This is a genomic window from Streptomyces sp. SPB162, from assembly GCF_029504575.1.
In the GTDB taxonomy this organism is placed as follows: domain Bacteria; phylum Actinomycetota; class Actinomycetes; order Streptomycetales; family Streptomycetaceae; genus Actinacidiphila.
In genome coordinates this window covers 5,248,594-5,267,054 of record NZ_JAQFII010000001.1, presented here as the reverse complement: position 1 = coordinate 5,267,054, position 18,461 = coordinate 5,248,594, and the positions used below count along the sequence as shown (strand labels likewise).

15 protein-coding genes and 1 pseudogene are annotated in these 18,461 nt (G+C 71.4%); 8 read left to right on the top strand and 8 right to left on the bottom strand.

Features of this window, described 5'->3' with window-relative positions:
- Positions 1–60 precede the first annotated feature (60 nt).
- Positions 61–1,176 (bottom strand): ferritin-like domain-containing protein, encoded by a 1,116-nt coding sequence (locus M2266_RS24145; protein WP_277440067.1) that lies wholly within the window; start codon positions 1,174–1,176, stop codon positions 61–63.
- Between the two features lie 161 nt (positions 1,177–1,337).
- Here M2266_RS24145 and M2266_RS24140 point away from each other — a divergent pair, with 161 nt between their 5' ends.
- The 6 genes from M2266_RS24140 to M2266_RS24115 all read left to right on the top strand — a co-directional run bounded on the left by M2266_RS24140 (position 1,338) and on the right by M2266_RS24115 (position 7,822).
- Positions 1,338–2,228, top strand: a complete 891-nt coding sequence (locus tag M2266_RS24140; RefSeq protein WP_277440066.1) for a diiron oxygenase — start codon at positions 1,338–1,340, stop codon at positions 2,226–2,228.
- 82 nt (positions 2,229–2,310) lie between these two features.
- Positions 2,311–3,066 carry a TetR/AcrR family transcriptional regulator gene (locus tag M2266_RS24135; protein WP_277440065.1) on the top strand — a complete coding sequence of 252 codons (756 nt, stop codon included), beginning with the start codon at positions 2,311–2,313 and terminating at the stop codon, positions 3,064–3,066.
- On the top strand, positions 3,063–3,359 hold the full coding sequence (locus M2266_RS24130; RefSeq protein WP_277440064.1) for a hypothetical protein: 297 nt from the start codon (positions 3,063–3,065) through the stop codon (positions 3,357–3,359). Before M2266_RS24135 ends, M2266_RS24130 begins: the two co-directional genes overlap by 4 nt.
- Positions 3,360–3,560: 201 nt before the next feature.
- Positions 3,561–5,171, top strand: a complete 1,611-nt coding sequence (locus tag M2266_RS24125; RefSeq protein WP_346780956.1) for a glycosyl hydrolase family 18 protein — start codon at positions 3,561–3,563, stop codon at positions 5,169–5,171.
- Positions 5,172–5,773: 602 nt separating this feature from the next.
- Positions 5,774–6,478, top strand: a complete 705-nt coding sequence (locus M2266_RS24120) for a PQQ-binding-like beta-propeller repeat protein (protein WP_277440063.1) — start codon at positions 5,774–5,776, stop codon at positions 6,476–6,478.
- A 228-nt stretch (positions 6,479–6,706) separates the two neighbouring features.
- Positions 6,707–7,822, top strand: coding sequence for a C40 family peptidase (locus M2266_RS24115; RefSeq protein WP_277440062.1), 1,116 nt, complete (start codon positions 6,707–6,709; stop codon positions 7,820–7,822).
- 58 nt (positions 7,823–7,880) lie between these two features.
- On the opposite strand, the gene M2266_RS24110 is transcribed toward M2266_RS24115, so the two are convergent.
- The 5 genes from M2266_RS24110 to M2266_RS24090 are packed head-to-tail and all read right to left on the bottom strand — an operon-like array spanning position 7,881 to position 13,078.
- The gene (locus M2266_RS24110) at positions 7,881–9,131 is read right to left on the bottom strand and encodes a styrene monooxygenase/indole monooxygenase family protein (RefSeq protein ID WP_277440061.1); all 1,251 of its coding nucleotides are present in this window, start codon (positions 9,129–9,131) and stop codon (positions 7,881–7,883) included.
- 48 nt (positions 9,132–9,179) lie between these two features.
- Entirely contained in the window at positions 9,180–9,788 is a 609-nt protein-coding gene (locus tag M2266_RS24105) for an ATP/GTP-binding protein (protein WP_277440060.1), read from the bottom strand.
- A complete protein-coding gene (locus M2266_RS24100) occupies positions 9,769–10,164 on the bottom strand; it encodes a DUF742 domain-containing protein (RefSeq protein ID WP_269274418.1) in 396 nt (131 codons plus the stop codon). The genes M2266_RS24105 and M2266_RS24100 overlap by 20 nt, the downstream gene beginning before the upstream one ends.
- A complete protein-coding gene (locus M2266_RS24095) occupies positions 10,164–10,706 on the bottom strand; it encodes a roadblock/LC7 domain-containing protein (RefSeq protein WP_277440059.1) in 543 nt (180 codons plus the stop codon). The genes M2266_RS24100 and M2266_RS24095 overlap by 1 nt, the downstream gene beginning before the upstream one ends.
- Entirely contained in the window at positions 10,703–13,078 is a 2,376-nt protein-coding gene (locus M2266_RS24090) for a nitrate- and nitrite sensing domain-containing protein (RefSeq protein WP_277440058.1), read from the bottom strand. The genes M2266_RS24095 and M2266_RS24090 overlap by 4 nt, the downstream gene beginning before the upstream one ends.
- 368 nt (positions 13,079–13,446) lie before the next feature.
- On the opposite strand from M2266_RS24090, the gene M2266_RS24085 reads away from it, so the two are divergent.
- Positions 13,447–14,217 (top strand): protein phosphatase 2C domain-containing protein, encoded by a 771-nt coding sequence (locus tag M2266_RS24085; protein ID WP_277440057.1) that lies wholly within the window; start codon positions 13,447–13,449, stop codon positions 14,215–14,217.
- Positions 14,218–14,337: 120 nt separating this feature from the next.
- On the opposite strand, the gene M2266_RS24080 is transcribed toward M2266_RS24085, so the two are convergent.
- Positions 14,338–14,763, bottom strand: coding sequence for a MarR family transcriptional regulator (locus M2266_RS24080; RefSeq protein ID WP_269274438.1), 426 nt, complete (start codon positions 14,761–14,763; stop codon positions 14,338–14,340).
- 211 nt (positions 14,764–14,974) lie between these two features.
- On the opposite strand from M2266_RS24080, the gene M2266_RS24075 reads away from it, so the two are divergent.
- Positions 14,975–15,832, top strand: a complete 858-nt coding sequence (locus M2266_RS24075) for a lysozyme (RefSeq protein ID WP_277440056.1) — start codon at positions 14,975–14,977, stop codon at positions 15,830–15,832.
- Between the two features lie 129 nt (positions 15,833–15,961).
- Here M2266_RS24075 and lon read toward each other — a convergent pair.
- Positions 15,962–18,380, bottom strand: a pseudogene (gene lon / locus M2266_RS24070) (endopeptidase La).
- Between the last annotated feature and the right edge of the window lie 81 nt (positions 18,381–18,461).

The window sequence follows — 18,461 nt, the reverse complement described above, 5'->3', positions numbered from 1 at the left end:
AGAAGTCCGAAAAGGGAAGCAGACAGTCCGATTCAGGCGGTCCGATTCAGCCGGTCCGATTCAGCCGGTCTCCGTTCCCGAGCCGAGGGTGATCGCGTCGGCGACCTCCGCGACCCGCGCCGACTCCTCGGCGGCGAAGCGTTCGGCGTCGAGCTTCTCGGCGATCTCCTCGTCCTCGGCCATGAGCAGGTCGAGGTTGGAGTCGCCCATCTCGAAGACGCCCATGTCGACGTAGGCCTTCTGCAGCCGGGGTCCCCACAGGCCGATGTCCTTCACGCAGGGCACGATCCGGCTGAAGAGCAGTCGCCGGAAGAGGTGGAGGTACTCGGAGTTCTCGCTGAGTTCCTCGGCGTCCTTGAGCGGTATGCCGAAGTTCTCCAGGACCTCGACCCCGCGCAGCCGGTCGCGCATCAGGTAGCAGCCCTCGATGACGAACTCCTCGCGCTCCCGCAGTTCGGCGTCGCTGAGCTGCTGGTAGTAGTCGCGCAGGGCCATCCGCCCGAAGGCGACGTGCCGGGCCTCGTCCTGCATGATGTAGGCCAGGATCTGCTTGGGCAGCGGCTTGTCCGTGGTGTCCCGGAGCATGCCGAACGCGGCGAGGGCGAGCCCTTCGATGAGGACCTGCATGCCGAGGTAGGGCATGTCCCAGCGCGAGTCGCGCAGGGTGTCGCCGAGCAGTCCCTGCAGTTGGTCGTTGATCGGATAGAGCATTCCGACCTTCTCCTGCAGGAACCGCGCGTAAATCTCCGCGTGCCGCGCCTCGTCCATCGTCTGGGTCGCGGAGTAGAACTTGGCGTCCAGGTCGGGGACGGACTCGACGATGCGGGCGGCGCAGACCATGGCGCCCTGCTCACCGTGGAGGAACTGGCTGAACTGCCAGGACGCGTAGTGCCGCCGGAGGTCCTTCTTGTTCTGCTCGTTCATCGTGTCCCAGTAGCGGGACCCGTAGATCGTCAGCGCCTCGTCCGGGACGCCCAACGGGTCGTAGGGGTCGACCTCCAGGTCCCAGTCGATCCGCTTGACGGCGTCCCACTGCTTGTCCTTGCCCTTCTGGTACAGGGCCAGCAGGCGGTCACGTCCGTCGTCGTACTCCCAGGAGAAGCGGGCGGCGCCGCTCGCCGTGACCTCCCAGAGCGCTTCGGTCGGTGCTTTCGTGTACAGCTCGTGCGTCGACACTGACGCCTCCTCGTCACTCGCCCGATGTCCTTACGGGGTGCGGTCGTTGGCCGTGCAGTCGTTGGCAGACTCACACGCCGGTTACCGCCGGGTCAACAAGTTCTGCGCGAGGGATTGACGTCCTTGCTGACAAGCAGTCTCATAAGGGTATGGCCCCCATCATGCCCAAGATCACGGAGCGCGAGAAGGTCGCGGAGCGGTTGCTGACCGCCTCCGCCAAGCACTCTTTCGACCCCGACACCGAGCTGGACTGGGACGCCCCGTTCGAGGACGGGAAGTGGTATTGGCCCCCTGAGCTGCTCTCCCTCTACGGCACACCGCTGTGGAAGCACATGTCGCAGGAGCAGCGCATCGCGCTGAGCCGGCACGAGGGCGCGAGCATCGCGTCGATGGGCATCTGGTTCGAGGTCATCCTGATGCAGCTGCTCGCCCGGCACATCTACGCCCTCGACCCGACCAGCCAGCACGTCCGATACGCGCTGACCGAGGTCGCCGACGAGTGCCGGCACTCGATGATGTTCGGTCGGCTGGTCAAGAAGTCCGCCACCCCGGTCTACCGGCCCAGCCGGCTCAACCTGAACCTCGGCCGGATCCTGAAGACGTACGCCACCACGCCCGGCGCCTTCACGGGGACGCTGCTCGTCGAGGAGATACTCGACTGGATGCAGCGGCTGACCTTCCCGGACGAGCGCGTCCAGCCCCTGGTGCGCGGGGTGACCCGCATCCACGTGGTCGAGGAGGCCCGGCACGTGCGGTACGCCCGGGAGGAGCTGACCCGCCAGATGACGACCGCCCCCCGCTGGGAGCGCGAGCTCACCCGGCTGACGTCCGGCGAGATCGCCAGGGTCGTGGCCGGCTCGCTGATCAGCCCGCAGGTGTACACGGCGGTCGGGCTCGACCCGGCCCACGCGATGGCGCAGGTGAAGGCCAGCGGCCACCGCCGGGACGTCATGCTGCAGTCCGCGAAGCGGCTCGTCGAGTTCCTGGAGGACATCGACGTGCTGCGCGGCCCCGGCCGCAGGCTCTGGCGCGCCTCCGGCCTGCTGGCCTGAACGGCCCGTTACGGTACGGTGCGCACTCGTCACCGCACTCGTCACCCGGCCGGTGCCGGGTCCCAGCGGCTAGGCTGCGCCCATGAACGGCAGCGCGGCGCCCGCATACCGCCGACTCAGCGTCGAGCAACGCCGTACGCAGTTGCTCGCGGCAGCGGTGGACCTCTTCGGGCACCACCGCCCCGAGGACGTGTCGGTCGACGACGTCGCGGCCGCCGCCGGGGTGTCCCGGCCGCTGGTCTACCGGTACTTCCCCGGTGGCAAACAGCAGTTGTACGAGGCCGCGATGCACAATGCCGCTGATGAGCTGCGGAAATGCTTCATAGAACCGTCAGAGGGCGCACCGACGCAGCGCCTCGCGCACGCCTTGGACCGCTATCTCGCCTTCGTCGACGAGCACGACGCCGCCTACTCCGCGCTGCTGCGCGGCGGCAGCGTGGCGGAGACCAGCCGGACGGGCGCGATCGTCGACGGGGTGCGGCGCAGCGCGGCCGAGCAGGTGCTGCTGCACCTGGGGGCGCCGAATCCCGGCCCGCGTCTGGCGATGATGGTCCGCTCCTGGATCGCCTCCGTGGAGGCGGTGTCGCTGACCTGGCTGGACGAGGGCAAGCAGCCGCCGCTGCCGGAGCTGCGCGGCTGGCTCGTCGACCATCTCACCGGTCTGCTGCTGATCACCGCGACCACGGACCTGGAGACCGCCGAGGTCGCCGCGGCGGCGTTGGCCCTGGAGACCCCCGACAGCCCGGCGGGCGAACTGGCCCGACGGCTCGCCCCGATCGCGGAGGCCGTGGCGCATCTGCTCCCCGACGGCGACGACCGTGGGATGCTGGGCGCGTGAGAAGCGAGAACACGGAGTTCGTCGGCGGCCCGCTGGACGGGCGCCTGATGGGCGTCCTGGTGGGGGCGACCGGGCAGCCGCCGAAGGTGTACACCGTGCCGGTACCGGACGCCGACGGGGGCAAGCCCGTGGTGCACGTGTACCACCGCGAGCCGAGCCCCGGCCCGCGCGCGGCACGGCAGACCCGCTGGGTGTTCGTGTACGACCCCGAGGGGACCGTGCCGGACACCCGGCTGAAGTGGCCGTGGTCGAGGAGCGTACGGAACAAGGGGACGCGCCCACCCGGGGATTGACGACATAACGGCAGATGACGGCCGCGCGGGGAGGCGGCGTCCGACGGATGTCGCACGGGTGTTGGTTCAGACCATTGACAGGATTGGTCCAGACCTGTTTGCTGCGCGTTGTCAGGCGCGCCGCGTCATGCGCACTCCTTGAAGCAGAAGGAGCATCCCCCCGTGCTCACATCCCCCTTCCGCGGCCGGTCGAGATCCGCCATCGCCGGTGCGGCCACCCTCGCGTGTGCCGCCACCCTCGGCGGCCTGGTCGCACTCGCCCCCTCCGCCTCCGCCGGCGAATTCCTGGTCAACGGCGGCTTCGAGACCGGATCGCTGTCCGGCTGGACCTGCGACGCGACCGCCAAGGCGGTCACCGGGCAGGCCAAGAGCGGGAGTTACGCGCTCGCCGGCACCCCGGGCGCGAGCGACACCGCGCAGTGCAAGCAGACCGTCACCGTCGCGCCGAACACCGCGTACACCTTCTCCGCGCAGGTCAAGGGCTCGTACGTGTACATCGGCGTGGACGGCGGCGCCAGCACCTGGACGCCCGGCACCGGTGGCGCCTACCAGCAGCTGAGCGTCGGCTTCACGACCGGCGCGACCCAGACCAGCGCCACGGTCTTCCTGCACGGCTGGTACGGCCAGCCCGCCTACTACGCCGACGACGCCTCGCTCAGCGGGCCGGGCGGCCCGACCAGCCCGCCCACCACCCCGCCCACGACACCGCCCACGACACCGCCGACGACGCCCCCCACGACGCCGCCGACCACTCCCCCCACCACGCCTCCCACCACCCCGCCGCCCTCCGGCGGACTGCCCGCCCACGCGCTGGTCGGCTACCTGCACGCGAGCTTCGCCAACGGCGCGGGCTACACCCGGATGGCCGACGTCCCCAGTACCTGGAACGTCATCGACCTGGCCTTCGGGGAGCCGACCTCCGTCACCTCCGGCGACATCCGCTTCAACCGCTGCCCCGCGACCGAGTGCGCCGGCGTCGAGTCCGACGCCGACTTCAAGGCCGCCATCCAGGCCAAGCAGGCCCAGGGCAAGAAGGTCGTCATCTCCATCGGCGGCCAGAACGGCCAGGTGCAGCTGACCACGGCCGCGGCCCGCGACACCTTCGTCTCCTCGGTGAGTGCGATCATCGACAAGTGGGGGCTCAACGGCCTCGACATCGACTTCGAGGGCCACTCGCTCTCCCTCAACACCGGCGACACCGACTTCAAGAACCCGACGACGCCGGTCGTGGTGAACCTGATCTCCGCGCTGAAGACCCTCAAGGCCAAGTACGGCAGCGGCTTCGTCCTGACGATGGCCCCGGAGACCTTCTTCGTGCAGCTCGGCTACCAGTACTACGGCTCGGGCCCCTGGGGCGGCCAGGACCCGCGCGCGGGCGCCTACCTGCCCGTGATCTACGCGATGCGCGGTGACCTGACCCTGCTGCACGTCCAGGACTACAACTCGGGTTCGATCATGGGCCTCGACAACCAGTACCACTCCATGGGCGGCGCGGACTTCCACATCGCCATGACGGACATGCTGCTCACCGGCTTCCCCGTCGCGGGCAACACCGCCAACGTGTTCCCGCCGCTGGCGCCCTCACAGATCGCCATCGGCCTCCCCGCGAGCACCAACGCCGGCAACGGCTACACCGCTCCCGCCGAGGTGAACAAGGCGCTGGACTGCCTCACCAAGAAGACGAACTGCGGCGGCTACACCACCCACGGCACCTGGCCCGCCCTGCGCGGTCTCATGACGTGGTCGGTGAACTGGGACAAGTTCGGCGGCTCGGAGTTCTCCAACAACTTCCGGTCCTACTTCGGAAGCTGACCAATCAGCGGCAACCGGACGTAACCCCGCACCGCCCCCGGCCGGACTGGCTTCCGGCCGGGGGCGGTCGTACGCTCCCTCGACAGGTCCAGGCCAGAGGGGGCACGCACAGATGTCGGAGCAGCCGGCCGGGATGTCGCGGCGAGCGCTGCTGGCGGTGTCCTTCGGCGGCGCCGCCATGGCGAGCGCGGCCGGGATCGCGTGGCTGCGCGAAGGCCGCGGCGCGTCCGGCAGGAACGGTGGCCGCCCCTCCCCTACCGACAGCCCTTCCCCGCTCCCTCGCCCCAAGGGCTCCCGCCCGCCGGGCGGCGCGCCGTCCCCGCTGTGGACGTACGAGGGCCCCGACCTGGTGGACGTCGCTCCGGTGGCGGTGAGCGACGCCCTCCTCGTCCTCAAGGGGTACGACGGTCTGATCGGCCTCGACGCGCGCACCGGGAAGCCGCTGTGGACCGCCGCCGGCTTCGAACCCGACGGCTCGCCGGTGCCCACCGGTGACGGCCTGCTGGCGGACGTGGCCTACACCGTCGGCGCCGCCGCCCCGCGCGCGGTCGACCCGGCCGCCAAGGGCCGGGTCCGCTGGACCCTGGAGCCCGCGGCTGGGGGTGCGGTTCGCCCAGGACGCGCTGCTCGCCTCCGACGGCGGCGCGCTGTACCTGACGGCGTCCCAGGGCAGCCCGCTCGACGACGACTACACCACCCTGCTGCTCGCCTACGACCTCAAGGACCGCCGCGAACGGTGGCGCGCGACCGCGGGGCACAGCCCGTCCGAAGCGCCGGCGGCGGCGCTGGCGGGCGACCGGTTGCTGTACTGCGACGGCGAAGCCCTGACCTCCCTCGACCGGCGGACCGGCGAGCAGCAGTGGACGCGCGCCCTGCCGGGGAGCGCCAACGGGCGCCCGGCGGTCGCCGGTCCGCGCGCCTACGTGGCGGGCGGCGGGGTCACCGCGGTCGCCCTCGACGACGGGGCCGTCGCCTGGCGGCACAGCACCCGCGACCGGACGTACAGCGATCCGGTCATCGCCGACGGCGTCCTGTACGCCGCCGGACCCGCCGCGGGCGTGCTCGCCCTCGACGCCCGCACCGGCAACCCGTTGTGGGGAGAGCGGCCCCGCGACACCGCTGGGCACCCAGTGCGCACCGGTGGTGCACGGCGGAGTCCTGCACGCCCCCACCGCCGGCGGCCGGCCGTGCGTCGCGGCGTTCGACGTCCGCACCCGCAAGGCGGTGTGGAGCTACCGGGTCCCCGGCGCGGGAACCGGAAGCGGAAGCGGAACCGCCGCGGGCATACGGCTCGTCACCCGGGGTAGCGTCCTGTTCGTTCAGAACGGGAACGCGGTGACGGCGCTGCCGATGGGCTGACCAGGTGACGGGGAGGCACCGCGGGGGTGACCGGATTGGGCGGAATCGCCTATTCCCACTGTCGAAGATACGACAACCCATGACAAGATCTTGACGCAGCAGGTGATCGCCGCTGTGCGACCGAAAGTGAGGGGATGTCAGTGGCCCGACGGAACCGTGGGTGGATCCACCGAGCGGTGATATGCGGTGCGCTCCTCGCGGCCGCCGCGCTCTCGCTCCCCGCCCAGCAAGCCGCCGCCGCGCCCCATGACCCCCCGTCACAGCCGCTGGTCCAGCTGCTGACCCAGCTCCAGACGCTGTACCTGCAGACCGAGCAGGCCACCGAGGCCTTCAACAAGGCCAAGGAGGCCGCGACCAAGCAGCAGGCCACGGCCGCCCAGCTGGACAAGCAGCTCGCCGACCAGCGGGTCGCGGTCGCCGAGGCGCGCGACCAGATCGGCATGCTCGCCCGCCGGCAGTACCAGGACGGCGGCGTCTCGCCGTACCTCAACCTGTTGGTCGCCGACGAGCCGCAGGACCTCTTCTCGCAGAAGCACCTGCTGCAGCGGGCCGCCGGCAGCGAGGCGGAACTCCTGGAGCAGCTGAAGGGCGGCGAGAAGCGGATCGCCGTGCTGAACGCCGGCGCCCAGGCCGCGCTCGGCCAGGCGCAGTTGCTGCAGACCCAGCAGGGTGCCGCGAAGGTCCAGGTCGAGGAGCACCTCAAGCGCGTCGAAACGATCATCGCGGGCCTGACGGGTGTTCAGCTCGAGGAGCTGCAGAAGCTCGAGGAGCAGGGCATCAACCAGGCCCAGACCGACTTCCTGGACTCCAAGGCCCTCGGCACGGGCAGCCGGACGCCCTCCGAGGCGGGCAACCGCGCGGTCGGCTACGCGTTCCTGCAGCTCGGCAAGCCGTACATCTGGGGTGCCGAGGGGCCGGACTCCTACGACTGCTCGGGGCTCACCTCGCAGGCGTGGCTGCACGCCGGGAAGGCCATCCCGCGCACCAGCCAGGAGCAGTGGGCGCAGCTGCCCAAGGTGCCGATGAGCCTGCTGCGCCCCGGCGACCTCGTCATCTACTTCCCGGGCGCGACGCACGTCGGCATCTACATCGGCGACGGTCTCGTCATCCAGGCGCCGCGTCCCGGCGCCTTCGTGAAGGTCTCGCCCATCGCCGCCAACCCGATCCTCGGAGCGGTCAGGCCCGACTCCGCCCAGGGCCCGATGAAGGACTACGTGCCACCGGCGCTCCCCAAGGCGGACGCCAGGACACCGATCGACGGCGGCTCCGACGCGGGCAACAACGTCGGCTGAGAGAACCGGGAAGGGGGGCCGGGCCGCTCGTAGCGCGAGCGGCCCGGCCCCCTTCGTGTCACGCCTGCGCCGGTTGCGCGGCCTGGACCTCGCCGAGGTAGGCCGCGGCCAGGTCCGGGTCGAAGAACCACTGCTCGTAGTCGGCCGGGTCGTCGAACCCGTTGGCGAAGCGGTCCGCGACGGGCTGCAGGCCGCCCGCGGCGCCGATCAGCTGCAGCACGTGCTCGGGCGGCGGCGCGAGCATCGCGTTCGTCCACTTGGTGACGGGCTCGGCGATCTGCCAGTACCGGTCGTAGGCGGACCGCATCCACGCCTCGTCGAAGGGCTGGTCGGCGCGCTCGACGATGCTCCCCAGGTACGACGCGGCGCATTTGGCGGCGCTGTTGGAACCCTGCCCGGTGATCGGGTCGTTCGCGACGACGACGTCGGCGACACCGAGGACGAGCCCGCCCGACGGCAGTTCCGCGACGCCCTGGCGGACGGTGGGCGCGTAACGGCCGGCGAGGGTGCCGTTCGCGTCGGTGAGTTCCACCGAGCGGGCCCGGTCGTACTCCCACGGGGTGAACTGCCGCATCAGGTCCAGGGTGAGGCGCAGGTGTTCCTCGGGGTCCTTGACGCCCTGGAAAACGTCCAGGGGGCCGCCGGGGACGCCCTCCCAGAACAGGATGTCGGCGGGGCCCGAGGTGGTGAGGGTCGGCATGACGAAGAGTTCACCGACGCCCGGCACCAGGTTGCAGCGGACCGCCAGGAAGTCGGGGTGTTCGGGGCGCGGCCCGAGGCCGTGCACGTACGCGACCGCCAGCGCGCGCTGCGGGGCGTCGTAGGGCGAACGGGAGGCGTCGCGGGCGAACATCGAGACCAGTTCGCCCTTGCCCGCGGCGACCAGCACCAGGTCGTAGGCGCGCGAGAAGTAGTCGAGGTCGGAGACGGCGACGCCGTGGATGACGAGCTTGCCGCCGCGCTCGGCGAAGGTCTCCATCCAGCCGGCCATCTTCACCCGCTGGTCGACCGACTGCGCGAAACCGTCCAGGCGGCCGACCCAGTCGATGGGGCGGGACGCGTCCGGGGCCGCGACCGAGACGCCGACACCCTCGATGCGCGGTGCCCGCTCCTCCCAGAAGTTGATGCCCAGATCGCGCTCGTGCCGCAGCGCGGTGCCGAACATGCACTGGGTGGACATCACCCGGCCGTCGCGTATCTCGTCGGCCGTGCGGTTGGACATGAGGGTGACCTCGTAGCCCCGGCCCTGCAGGCCCAGGGCCAGTTGGAGGCCGGCCTGACCGGCTCCGACGATGAGTATCTTGCGCATGATGAAGGTCCGGCTTTCGCTTCGTCTATAAGTTCGTGTACGTACCGCTCAGAGCGGCTGTTCGGCCAGTGCGTGCGCCACCAGCGCCATGAGCGCCTCCACCACCGAATACCGCTTGCGGGCGTCACAGATCAACACGGGTATGTGCAGCGGTACGGCGAGCGCTTCGCGGACGTCCTGCTCGGTGTACTCCGGGGTGCCCTCGAACTGGTTGACGGCCACGGTGTACGGCAGACCGCAGCCCTCGAAGTAGTCGAGCGCGGGGAAGCACTCGGCCAGCCGCCGGGTGTCCGCCAGCACGATCGCGCCGATCGCACCGCGTACCAGGTCGTCCCACATGAACCAGAAGCGCTGCTGGCCGGGCGTGCCGAAGACGTACAGGACCAGGTCCTGGTCCAGGGTGATGCGCCCGAAGTCCATCGCGACGGTGGTCGTCGTCTTGTCCGGGGTGGAGCCGAGGTCGTCCACGGACTCGCTGGCCCGCGTCATCACCGCCTCGGTGGTGAGTGGCGTGATCTCCGAGATCGAGCCGACGAACGTCGTCTTGCCCACGCCGAAGCCGCCCGCGACCACGATCTTGGTGGAGACCGGCGCGCGCCCGCGCTCCGTCTGCCACTCCTGCGTGCCGCCGGTCTCCTCAAAGCCTGCGAAGTCCACCGAGCACCCTTTCCAACAACGCGCGATCAGGACTGCCCGGGCCGTGCCCGGTGCCGTAGACGCGGATCCTTCCCTGGTCAGCCAGGTCGCTGAGCAGTACACGGACGACGCCGAGCGGCATCCGCAGCAAGGCCGAGATCTCGGCCACCGACCGCATTCTGCGGCACAACTCCACGATCGCGCGCATCTCCGGCATCACTCGTTCGGCCCAGCGGCCCGCGGTGAGCACGAAACCCGGCTCCTGGCCGTCGATGCTCGCCACGAACGTCTCGACGAAGAGCACATGGCCGAAGCGGGTGCGTCCGCCGGTCAGCGCGTACGGGCGGACCCGGGCGGTGCGGCGGTCGGCGCCGCGCTGGGGCAGGGACATGGACATCAGCGGCCGCCCTCCCGCTCGGAACCGGCGGTCTCCCGCTCGGCGCCGGCGGCTTCCCTGGACCGCCGCAGCTCGTCGCGGAGCGCGGGGGTCAGGACGTGCCCGGCCCGGCCGACGAACAGCGCCATGTGGTAGCCGACGACGCTCATGTCACAGTCGGCGGCGGCGTGGACGCCGAGCAGCGACCCGTCGCTGATCGACATCACGAACAGGCTGCCCGCGTCCATGGCGACCGCGGTCTGCCGGACGCGGCCGCCGTCCATCAGGCGCGCCGCGCCGTGGGTCAGCGAGGCGAGGCCGGAGACGACCGTGGCCAGGTCCGCCCGGGCGTCCGCGGGGCCGGCCGGCGGCTGCTGCCCGCCGGACTCCTCGGCCACCTCTGGATCGGCGCCCGCATCGGAGGTGATCAGGAGCAGTCCGTCGGAGGAGACCACGGCGACCGAGTGGACGCCGGGCACCTCCTCGACGAAGTTGCTCAGCAACCACCGCAGATTGCGGGCTTCATGGCTCAGGTCCTTCGTGTCCGTACTCGCCGCGTTCAACGGCTCGCCTCCTCGATGGTTCCAGCTGCGCCTGCGCCCCCCGTTGGGCCTGCCTGCCCCGGGTCTGCCGCCCGGGTCTCCTCTTCCGCGTCCCGTCGTCCGTCCCGAAGTCCTCGTTGCAATCCGCCGAACTTGCGCCGCAGCGCCTCCGCGTCCACCGGTCCGTTCATCCCGGTGCGGCGCGCGGCCGGCTCGCCGGTCAGCCCGCTGCTGCGCGGCACGCGCTGCGGCAGGCCCTTGCCGGTGACGGCTCCGTCGGGCTCGGCGGCCGGCGGAGCGGGTGCCGCGGCCGGTGCCGCCGGTGCGTCGTCGGGCGCGGACCGCGGCCGTACGACGCGGCCCGGTCCCGCGTGCTCCACGGAGACGCTCTCCGGGGCCCCGACGGCCGCCGGAATCGCTTCCGGGGCGTCCGGCAGCCGTTCCGGCGCGGGAGTCCCCTCCACCGGCATCGGCTCGCCGGCGATCGCGGCCTTCACCGGGTTGGCCGGAGCGTCTTCGGGGCGTCCGGCCGGCAGCAGCCGGCGCGGCAGGATCACGACGGCGGCGATGCCGCCCTGCTTCTGCTCGCGCAACTGCACGCGGATCCCGTGCCGGGCGGCGAGCCGGGCCACGACATACAGCCCCATACCGGTCGCGTTGCCGGGTGCGGCCGGCTCGGCGTCGGTGAGCAGCGCGTTCAGCTCGGCAAGCCGCTCGGGCGGGGCGCCGATGCCCGCGTCCTCGACGGAGATCATCACCTCGCCGTTCTCCAGCATCCAACCGGAGAGCTGCACCTCGGCCTGCGGCGGCGAGAACGCGGTCGCGTTGTCGAGCAGTTCGGCCACCAGGTGGCTGGTGTCGTCGGCCGCGTGCCCGGCCAGTTGCCCGGCGGGCAGTGCCTGGATCCGCACCCGCTCGTAGCGCTCGATCTCCGAGATCGCCGCACGGGCCACGTCGACCAGCGGCACGGGCTTGGCGGTGGCGCCGCCGTGGCTGTGCTCGGTTCCCGCGAGGACCAGCAGGTTCTCGCTGTTGCGGCGCATCCGGGTGGCGAGGTGGTCCAGCCGGAAGAGCGTCTCCAGCCGGTCCGGGTCCTGCTCGCGCTCCTCCAGCCCCTCGATCAGGGCGAGCTGGCGCTCCACCAGGCCCAGGGTGCGCAGCGAGAGGTTGACGTACGTGGTGTGCGCGCCGGTCCTGTCGGTGCCGGTGCCGGCACTCGCGGCCCGTTCGGCGCTGATGGCGTCGTGCTGGTGCAGCAGGCTGTCGCGTTCTGTCGCGAGCGCGTCGAGAATACCCAGCAGCCGGGTCTGTTCCGCACCCAGTTCGAGGCCCCGGGCCTGTACGGCGCGCAACTCGGTGACGAGCACGTTGATACGGCGGGCGACCGTCGCGAACTCGTCGTCGCCGACGACGCGCGCCTCCTCGGACCGGCCCGTGGCGAAGCGGTGCAGCGCGGCGAGCGGCCGGGTGAGCGAGCGGGCGGTCGAGACGAGGACGCCGACGGCGACCAGCAGGCACAGCGCGGCCAGGGCGACCCGCAGTTCGAGGGCGGTCACCGCGTCGTCCCGCCGTTCGCCGGCCGCGTCGGCCTCGGCGGTGGCGAGCGAGGACTCCACGCTGCGCATCAGGCCGATCCTGGCGGTGAGCGCGGCCTTGACCGCGGCCGTGCCGAGCGCGCGGTCGGAGGTGGCCAACTGCGGCTGGTCGGTGAGGAGCCGCAGGTCGTTCTCGGCCTCGGCGACATCCGCGCCGGTGACGGTCTGGCTGTACTGGTCGCGCAGTTCCTGGGACGCGGTGGCGCGGAAGTCGGCCAGCGCCGCCCGCTCCCGCACGGCGGCGGTCTGCGCGTCGGTGGCCAACGGGCGCTGGGCGCCGGTACCGGTGAGCGCGCTCACCAGGAGCCCGCGCTCGGTGGCGGCCAGCGCGGTGGCGCGGCTGAGCGGTGCGGCCACCGGTCCCGTCGCCGCCCGGCTCAGGGCGTCCAGCAGGGGGGTGTACGCGGCGACTACGGCCTGCGGGGCGCCGGTGCCGGTCAGCGCCTCCTGCCGGATCTGCGGGAGGGTCGCCAGCACTTCGCGCAGCTCCGCGCCGGCGTCCTCGTCGGCCGAGAGGCCCTGCGCCTGCCGGTCCACCCGGTTGCGCTGCGACTCGGAGAGCCCGGGGGCGCCGGTGCCGGGGGCGGTGGACCGTCCGCCGGCGACGAAGGCGGCCATGTCGTCACGCTCGTCGGCCAGCGAGTGCGCCAGCGAGATGGCCCGGATGGCCAGCTCGGCCGCCGTCACCTCGTCCTGCGCGTCGGAGACGTCGCGCACGGCGACCACCACGCCGGGCGCGGCCGCGGCCGGCACGATGACGGCACAGATCAGCAGGGCGGCCAGCAACCGGCTGCGCACCCGTCCTTTGCCCGCCGCGGGGGGGACCCCGTCGCGGAGTTCACGTCGTCTTCGCACCGGAGCTCGCAATCCCGTCTCGCCTGGTCAATGGGCCCGACCCTCTCAGCCCGTTGTAGACGGGGCCGCGCGTCCCCCTCCCCGACACCCGAACGAGTGAATCGCACGCATGAGTTGACGGACAACCCCGGAGCGGAACGTCTCAATCCGTGATCGACGATCAGGTTTGGCGTCGCGGCCGCACCCTGGCAGGATGCCCGCCCGCATCCCATCTGCCCATGTCAGGTGCCCTGGAACGGGAATATGCGGTGACCCGGAGGTGTCCAGGTACGGACCAAGAGGTTCGAACGGCGCTCCGGCAGAATCGATCCATGCGCATCGAGAGCAGCACCGAGCCCGGCACTCCCAACCGCCCCAACGAGGACTTCCTCGCCCTGGCCCTGCCCGCTTCCGGGCAGGGTGGCGCGCTGGTCCTGCTGGATGGCGTGACGCCGGCGCCGGGGAACGGCGACTGCGTCCACTCGGTGCCGTGGTTCGTTGCGCGGCTCGGCGGGGCCCTGCTCGAACTGTCCGTTTCGCGATCGGAGATGACGCTCGCCGACTGTTTGGCGACCGCGATTCGCCGTACGGCGGACGCACACCGGGACACCTGTGATCTTTCTCACCGGCTGACACCGCAGGCCACCGTGGTCACAGTCCGGTGGAATCAGGACAGCGTGGAGCATCTCGTACTCTCCGATTCCGCGCTGCTCCTCGAAGCCCCCGACGGCAAGGTCACACCGGTGCTGGACGGCCGCATCGAGCGGCTGGTCGCCGAGGGCCGTGCCGTCTCCGCGCTGCGCAACTCCGAGGGCGGCTTCTTCACCGCCGCCGCCGATCCGGCGGTGGTCTCCCGTGCGGTCACCGGCACCACCCCGCGCGCCGACGTCCGCGCCTTCGCCGCGCTGACCGACGGGGCGAGCCGGCTGGTCGAGGTCTTCCGCACGGACGACTGGGCCGGCACCTTCGCGCTGCTGCGGGAGGAGGGGCCGCAGACGCTGATCCGGCGGGTGCGCGCCACGGAGTCGGCCGATCCCGAGGGCCGCGACGTACCGCGCGGCAAGCCCTTCGACGACGCGACGGCCGCGCTGGTGGAACTCTGAGCGTGCCCCCAGTTGTCGGGCTCACCCCAGTACGTCCAGTACGAGGACGACCCTCCGCCTTGCCGTCGCACGCACCAGACACGGCCTAACGGGCGAACGGCGCTCCTTTCGCAACACCCTCTAGTCGTCGGACCCCTGCAGTTCGTTCAGCCGCTGCAGCAGCCGGGCCAGTTCGCTGACCTCGCCGCGGTCCCAGGAGGCCAGTCGGCGGAGGTAGCGGGAGCGCCGGGCGGCGCGCACCCGGGAGAAGCGCTCGCGGCCCTCGGCCGTCATCCGCATCAGGAAGGCGCGGCCGTCGGCGGGGTCGGGCTCGCGGGTGACCAGCCCCAGCACCTCCAGCGCGCGCAGCTGCCGGCTCATCGTGGCCTTGCCGACGCCGAAGTACGCGGCGAGGTCGGTGGCGCGCTCGGGCTCGCACTCCTGGAGCCGGACCAGGAGCCCGTAGGCGGCGGGTTCCAGTTCCGGGTGGAGTTCACGCGCCATCTCGCCGGAGGACGCACGGGCCCGCCGGTAGAACACCGTCAGCTCGCGTTCCAGGGCTTCCATCTGCTCGTCCACAGCGCTTTCGCTTTCAGAGGGCTGAAAGTTTCTTCCAGCGTTCGTCGTTCCCGCAGCTGCTCAAGTATTTCGCAGGTGTAGACCAACGGCGGTGTTCGAGGGCTCTTCCATGCGCGTAGATCCCGCACTTACCTTCATCCTGTCATGGCCATCCCAAGGCCCCCTGCGCGTCAGGCCCCGTCCCCCCATGGAGGCACCTATGTCCTTCGGAGCCCGTTCCGCCGTGCACGGTCCACGATCCCTCCGCAGCAGAACAGCCCTCGCCGCCGGGCTGCTCCTCACGCTCCTCACCGTCTTACTCGCCCTGCCGGACTCCGCGGGCGCGGCCGGCAGCGGCCCGATGACCCACCCCGAACTCGACTGGATGGGCTCGACCATCCGCGCCCACGAGGGCGGCAGCACCACCGGACACGTGGCCACCCCACTGGTCACCCAGACTCCGGGTATGGACGTCAGCGGCTACCAGGGCAACGTCAACTGGTCGGCCGCCTGGTCCAACGGCGGACGGTTCGCGTACGTCAAGGCCACCGAGGGCACCTCGTACACCAGCCCGTACTTCGCCCAGCAGTACAACGGCTCGTACAACATCGGGATGATCCGCGGCTCGTACCACTTCGCGCTGCCGGACAACTCCGGCGGCGCCGCCCAGGCCGACTACTTCGTCAACCACGGCGGCGGCTGGTCCCGCGACGGCAAGACGCTGCCCGGGGCGCTCGACATCGAGTACAACCCCTACGGCGCCACCTGCTACGGCCTGAGCGCCGGCAGCATGGTCAACTGGATCGCCGCGTTCAGCAACGAGTACCGCGCCCGAACCGGCCGCTACCCGACGATCTACTCCTCCACCAACTGGTGGACGCAGTGCACCGGCAACAGCAGCGCCTTCTCGGCCAACAACCCGCTGTGGATCCCGCGCTACTCCACCAGCGTCGGCGCCCTGCCGGCCGGCTGGGGCTTCCACACCATCTGGCAGTACGCCGACTCCGGTGTCTTCCCCGGTGACCAGGACCGCTTCAACGGCGCCTACGACCGGCTGCAGGCCTTCGCCAACGGCTAGCCGAGCCCGCGCACGAGACCACCCAGGACAGGGCGCCGCCCCTCCGCACGGGGGGAGGGGCAGCGCCCTGTCGTGGTCGTCGGACCCGCCGAGTCCTGTCGTGGTCGTCGGCCGGCCGAGCCGCAGCGATCAGGCGGCGACCGGGATCCGGTCGTTCGCCACCGACTGCTCCAGCGCCAGCTTCAGCACCTGGCGGACATCGGAGACCGGGTGGACGTCGAGCTTCTCCAGGATCTCCGCGGGCACGTCGTCCAGGTCCGGCTCGTTGCGCTTCGGGATGATCACCGTGGTGATCCCCGCCCGGTGCGCGGCCAGCAGCTTCTGCTTGACGCCGCCGATGGGCAGCACCCGTCCGGTCAGCGACACCTCACCGGTCATGGCCACGTCGGTGCGGACCCGCTGCCCCGACAGGAGCGAGGCCAGTGCCGTCGTCATCGTGACGCCCGCGCTCGGGCCGTCCTTGGGGATACCGCCGGCGGGCACGTGGATGTGCACACCGCGCTCCTTCAGGTCGCCGACCGGCAGCTCCAGTTCCGCGCCGTGCGAGCGCAGGAAGGAGAGCGCGATCTGTGCCGACTCCTTCATGACGTCGCCGAGCTGCCCCGTGAGGGTCAGCCCCGAGCCACCGGTCTCCGGGTCGGCCAGTGATGCCTCGATGAACAGGACGTCACCGCCCGCCCCGGTCACGGCCAGGCCGGTCGCCACACCGGGGACGGCCGTCCGCCGCTCGTCCGGCTCCTGCGCCGACTCGGGCGTGTGGTGCGGCCGCCCGATCAGCGCCCGCAGATCCGCGTCGGAGACAGTGAACGGCAGCTTCTGCCCGCCCAGTTCGTGCCGGGCCGCGATCTTCCGCAGGATGCGGGCGATCGACCGCTCCAGGGTGCGCACGCCCGCCTCGCGGGTGTACTCCCCCGCGAGCTTGCGCAGCGCCGAGTCGTCGAGCGAGACCTCGTCGGTGAGGAGTCCGGCCCGCTCCAGCTGGCGCGGGACCAGGTGGTCACGGGCGATGGTGACCTTCTCGTCCTCGGTGTAGCCGTCCAGCCGGACGAGCTCCATCCGGTCGAGCAGCGGCTCGGGGATCGAGTCCAGGACGTTGGCGGTGGCGAGGAAGACCACGTCGCTCAGGTCCAGTTCGACCTCCAGGTAGTGGTCCCGGAAGGTGTGGTTCTGCGCCGGGTCCAGGACCTCCAGCAGCGCCGCCGCCGGGTCGCCCCGGTAGTCGGAGCCGACCTTGTCGATCTCGTCGAGCAGCACCACCGGGTTCATCGACCCGGCCTCCTTGATCGCCCGGACGATCCGGCCCGGCAGCGCGCCGACGTAGGTGCGCCGGTGACCGCGGATCTCCGCCTCGTCCCGGACGCCACCGAGCGAGACCCGGACGAACTTCCGTCCCATGGCCTTCGCGACGGACTCGCCGAGCGAGGTCTTGCCGACGCCGGGAGGGCCGACGAGCGCCAGCACCGCGCCCCCGCGCCGGCCGCCGACCACGCCGAGACCGCGGTCGGAACGCCGCTTGCGCACCGCCAGGTACTCCGTGATGCGCTCCTTGACGTCGTCGAGGGCCCGAGTGGTCCGCGTCGAGCACCGAGCGGGCGCCCGGGATGTCGTAGACGTCGTCGGTGGTGGTGTTCCACGGCAGTTCGAGCACCGTGTCCAGCCAGGTGCGGATCCAGCTGCCCTCCGGCGAGGCGTCGGAGGAGCGCTCCAGCTTCTCGACCTCCTTGAGGGCCGCCTCGCGGACCTTCTCCGGCAGGTCGGCGGCCTCGACACGGGCGCGGTAGTCCCCCGCCTCGTCCTCCGGCTCACCGTTCAGCTCGGACAGCTCCTTGCGGACCGCGTCCAGCTGCTGGCGGAGCAGGAACTCGCGCTGCGCCTTCTCCATCCCCTCCTGCACGTCCTTGCGGATGGTGTCCGCGACGTCCTGCTCGGCGAGGTGGTCGCGCAGCGTGCTGATGGCGAGCCGCAGCCGCCGCACCGGGTCGCTGGTCTCCAGCAGCTCCACGCGCTGCTCGGTCGTCAGGAACGAGGAGTAGCCGGAGTTGTCCGCGAGCTGCGAGACGTCCTCGATCTGCTGCACCCGGTCCACGACCTGCCAGGCGCCGCGCTTGCGCAGCCAGCTGGTGGCCAGCGCCTTGTACTCCTTGACGAGCTCGGCGACGGCGCCGGGCGCCTCGGTGACCGCCGGCTCCTCGACCTCGGTCGCCTCCACCCACAGCGCGGCACCGGGCCCGGTGGTCCCGGCCCCGATCCGCACCCGGGTCACACCGCGGATGACCGCGCCGGGGTCTCCGTCGGGCAGCCGGCCGACCTGCTCGATCGAGCCGAGCGTGCCGACCGCGGCGTACGTGCCGTCGATCCGCGGAACAAGCAGCACCTGCGGCTTGCTCTTACTTCCTGAGACGTGCGCGGACTGCGCGGCCTCCACGGCCGCGCGTACCTCGGTGTCCGTCAGGTCCAGCGGCACCACCATGCCGGGCAGCACCACAGCGTCGTCCAGTGGCAGCACGGGCAGGGTGAGCGGTCCGGACGGTGCGGATACAGCAGCCATGATCTCTCCCTAAGCAAGCAAGTTGAGCTATGTGGACTCAATGCAGGTGATGCCCCCGGTGTTCCCCAACAGGTGTTCGCT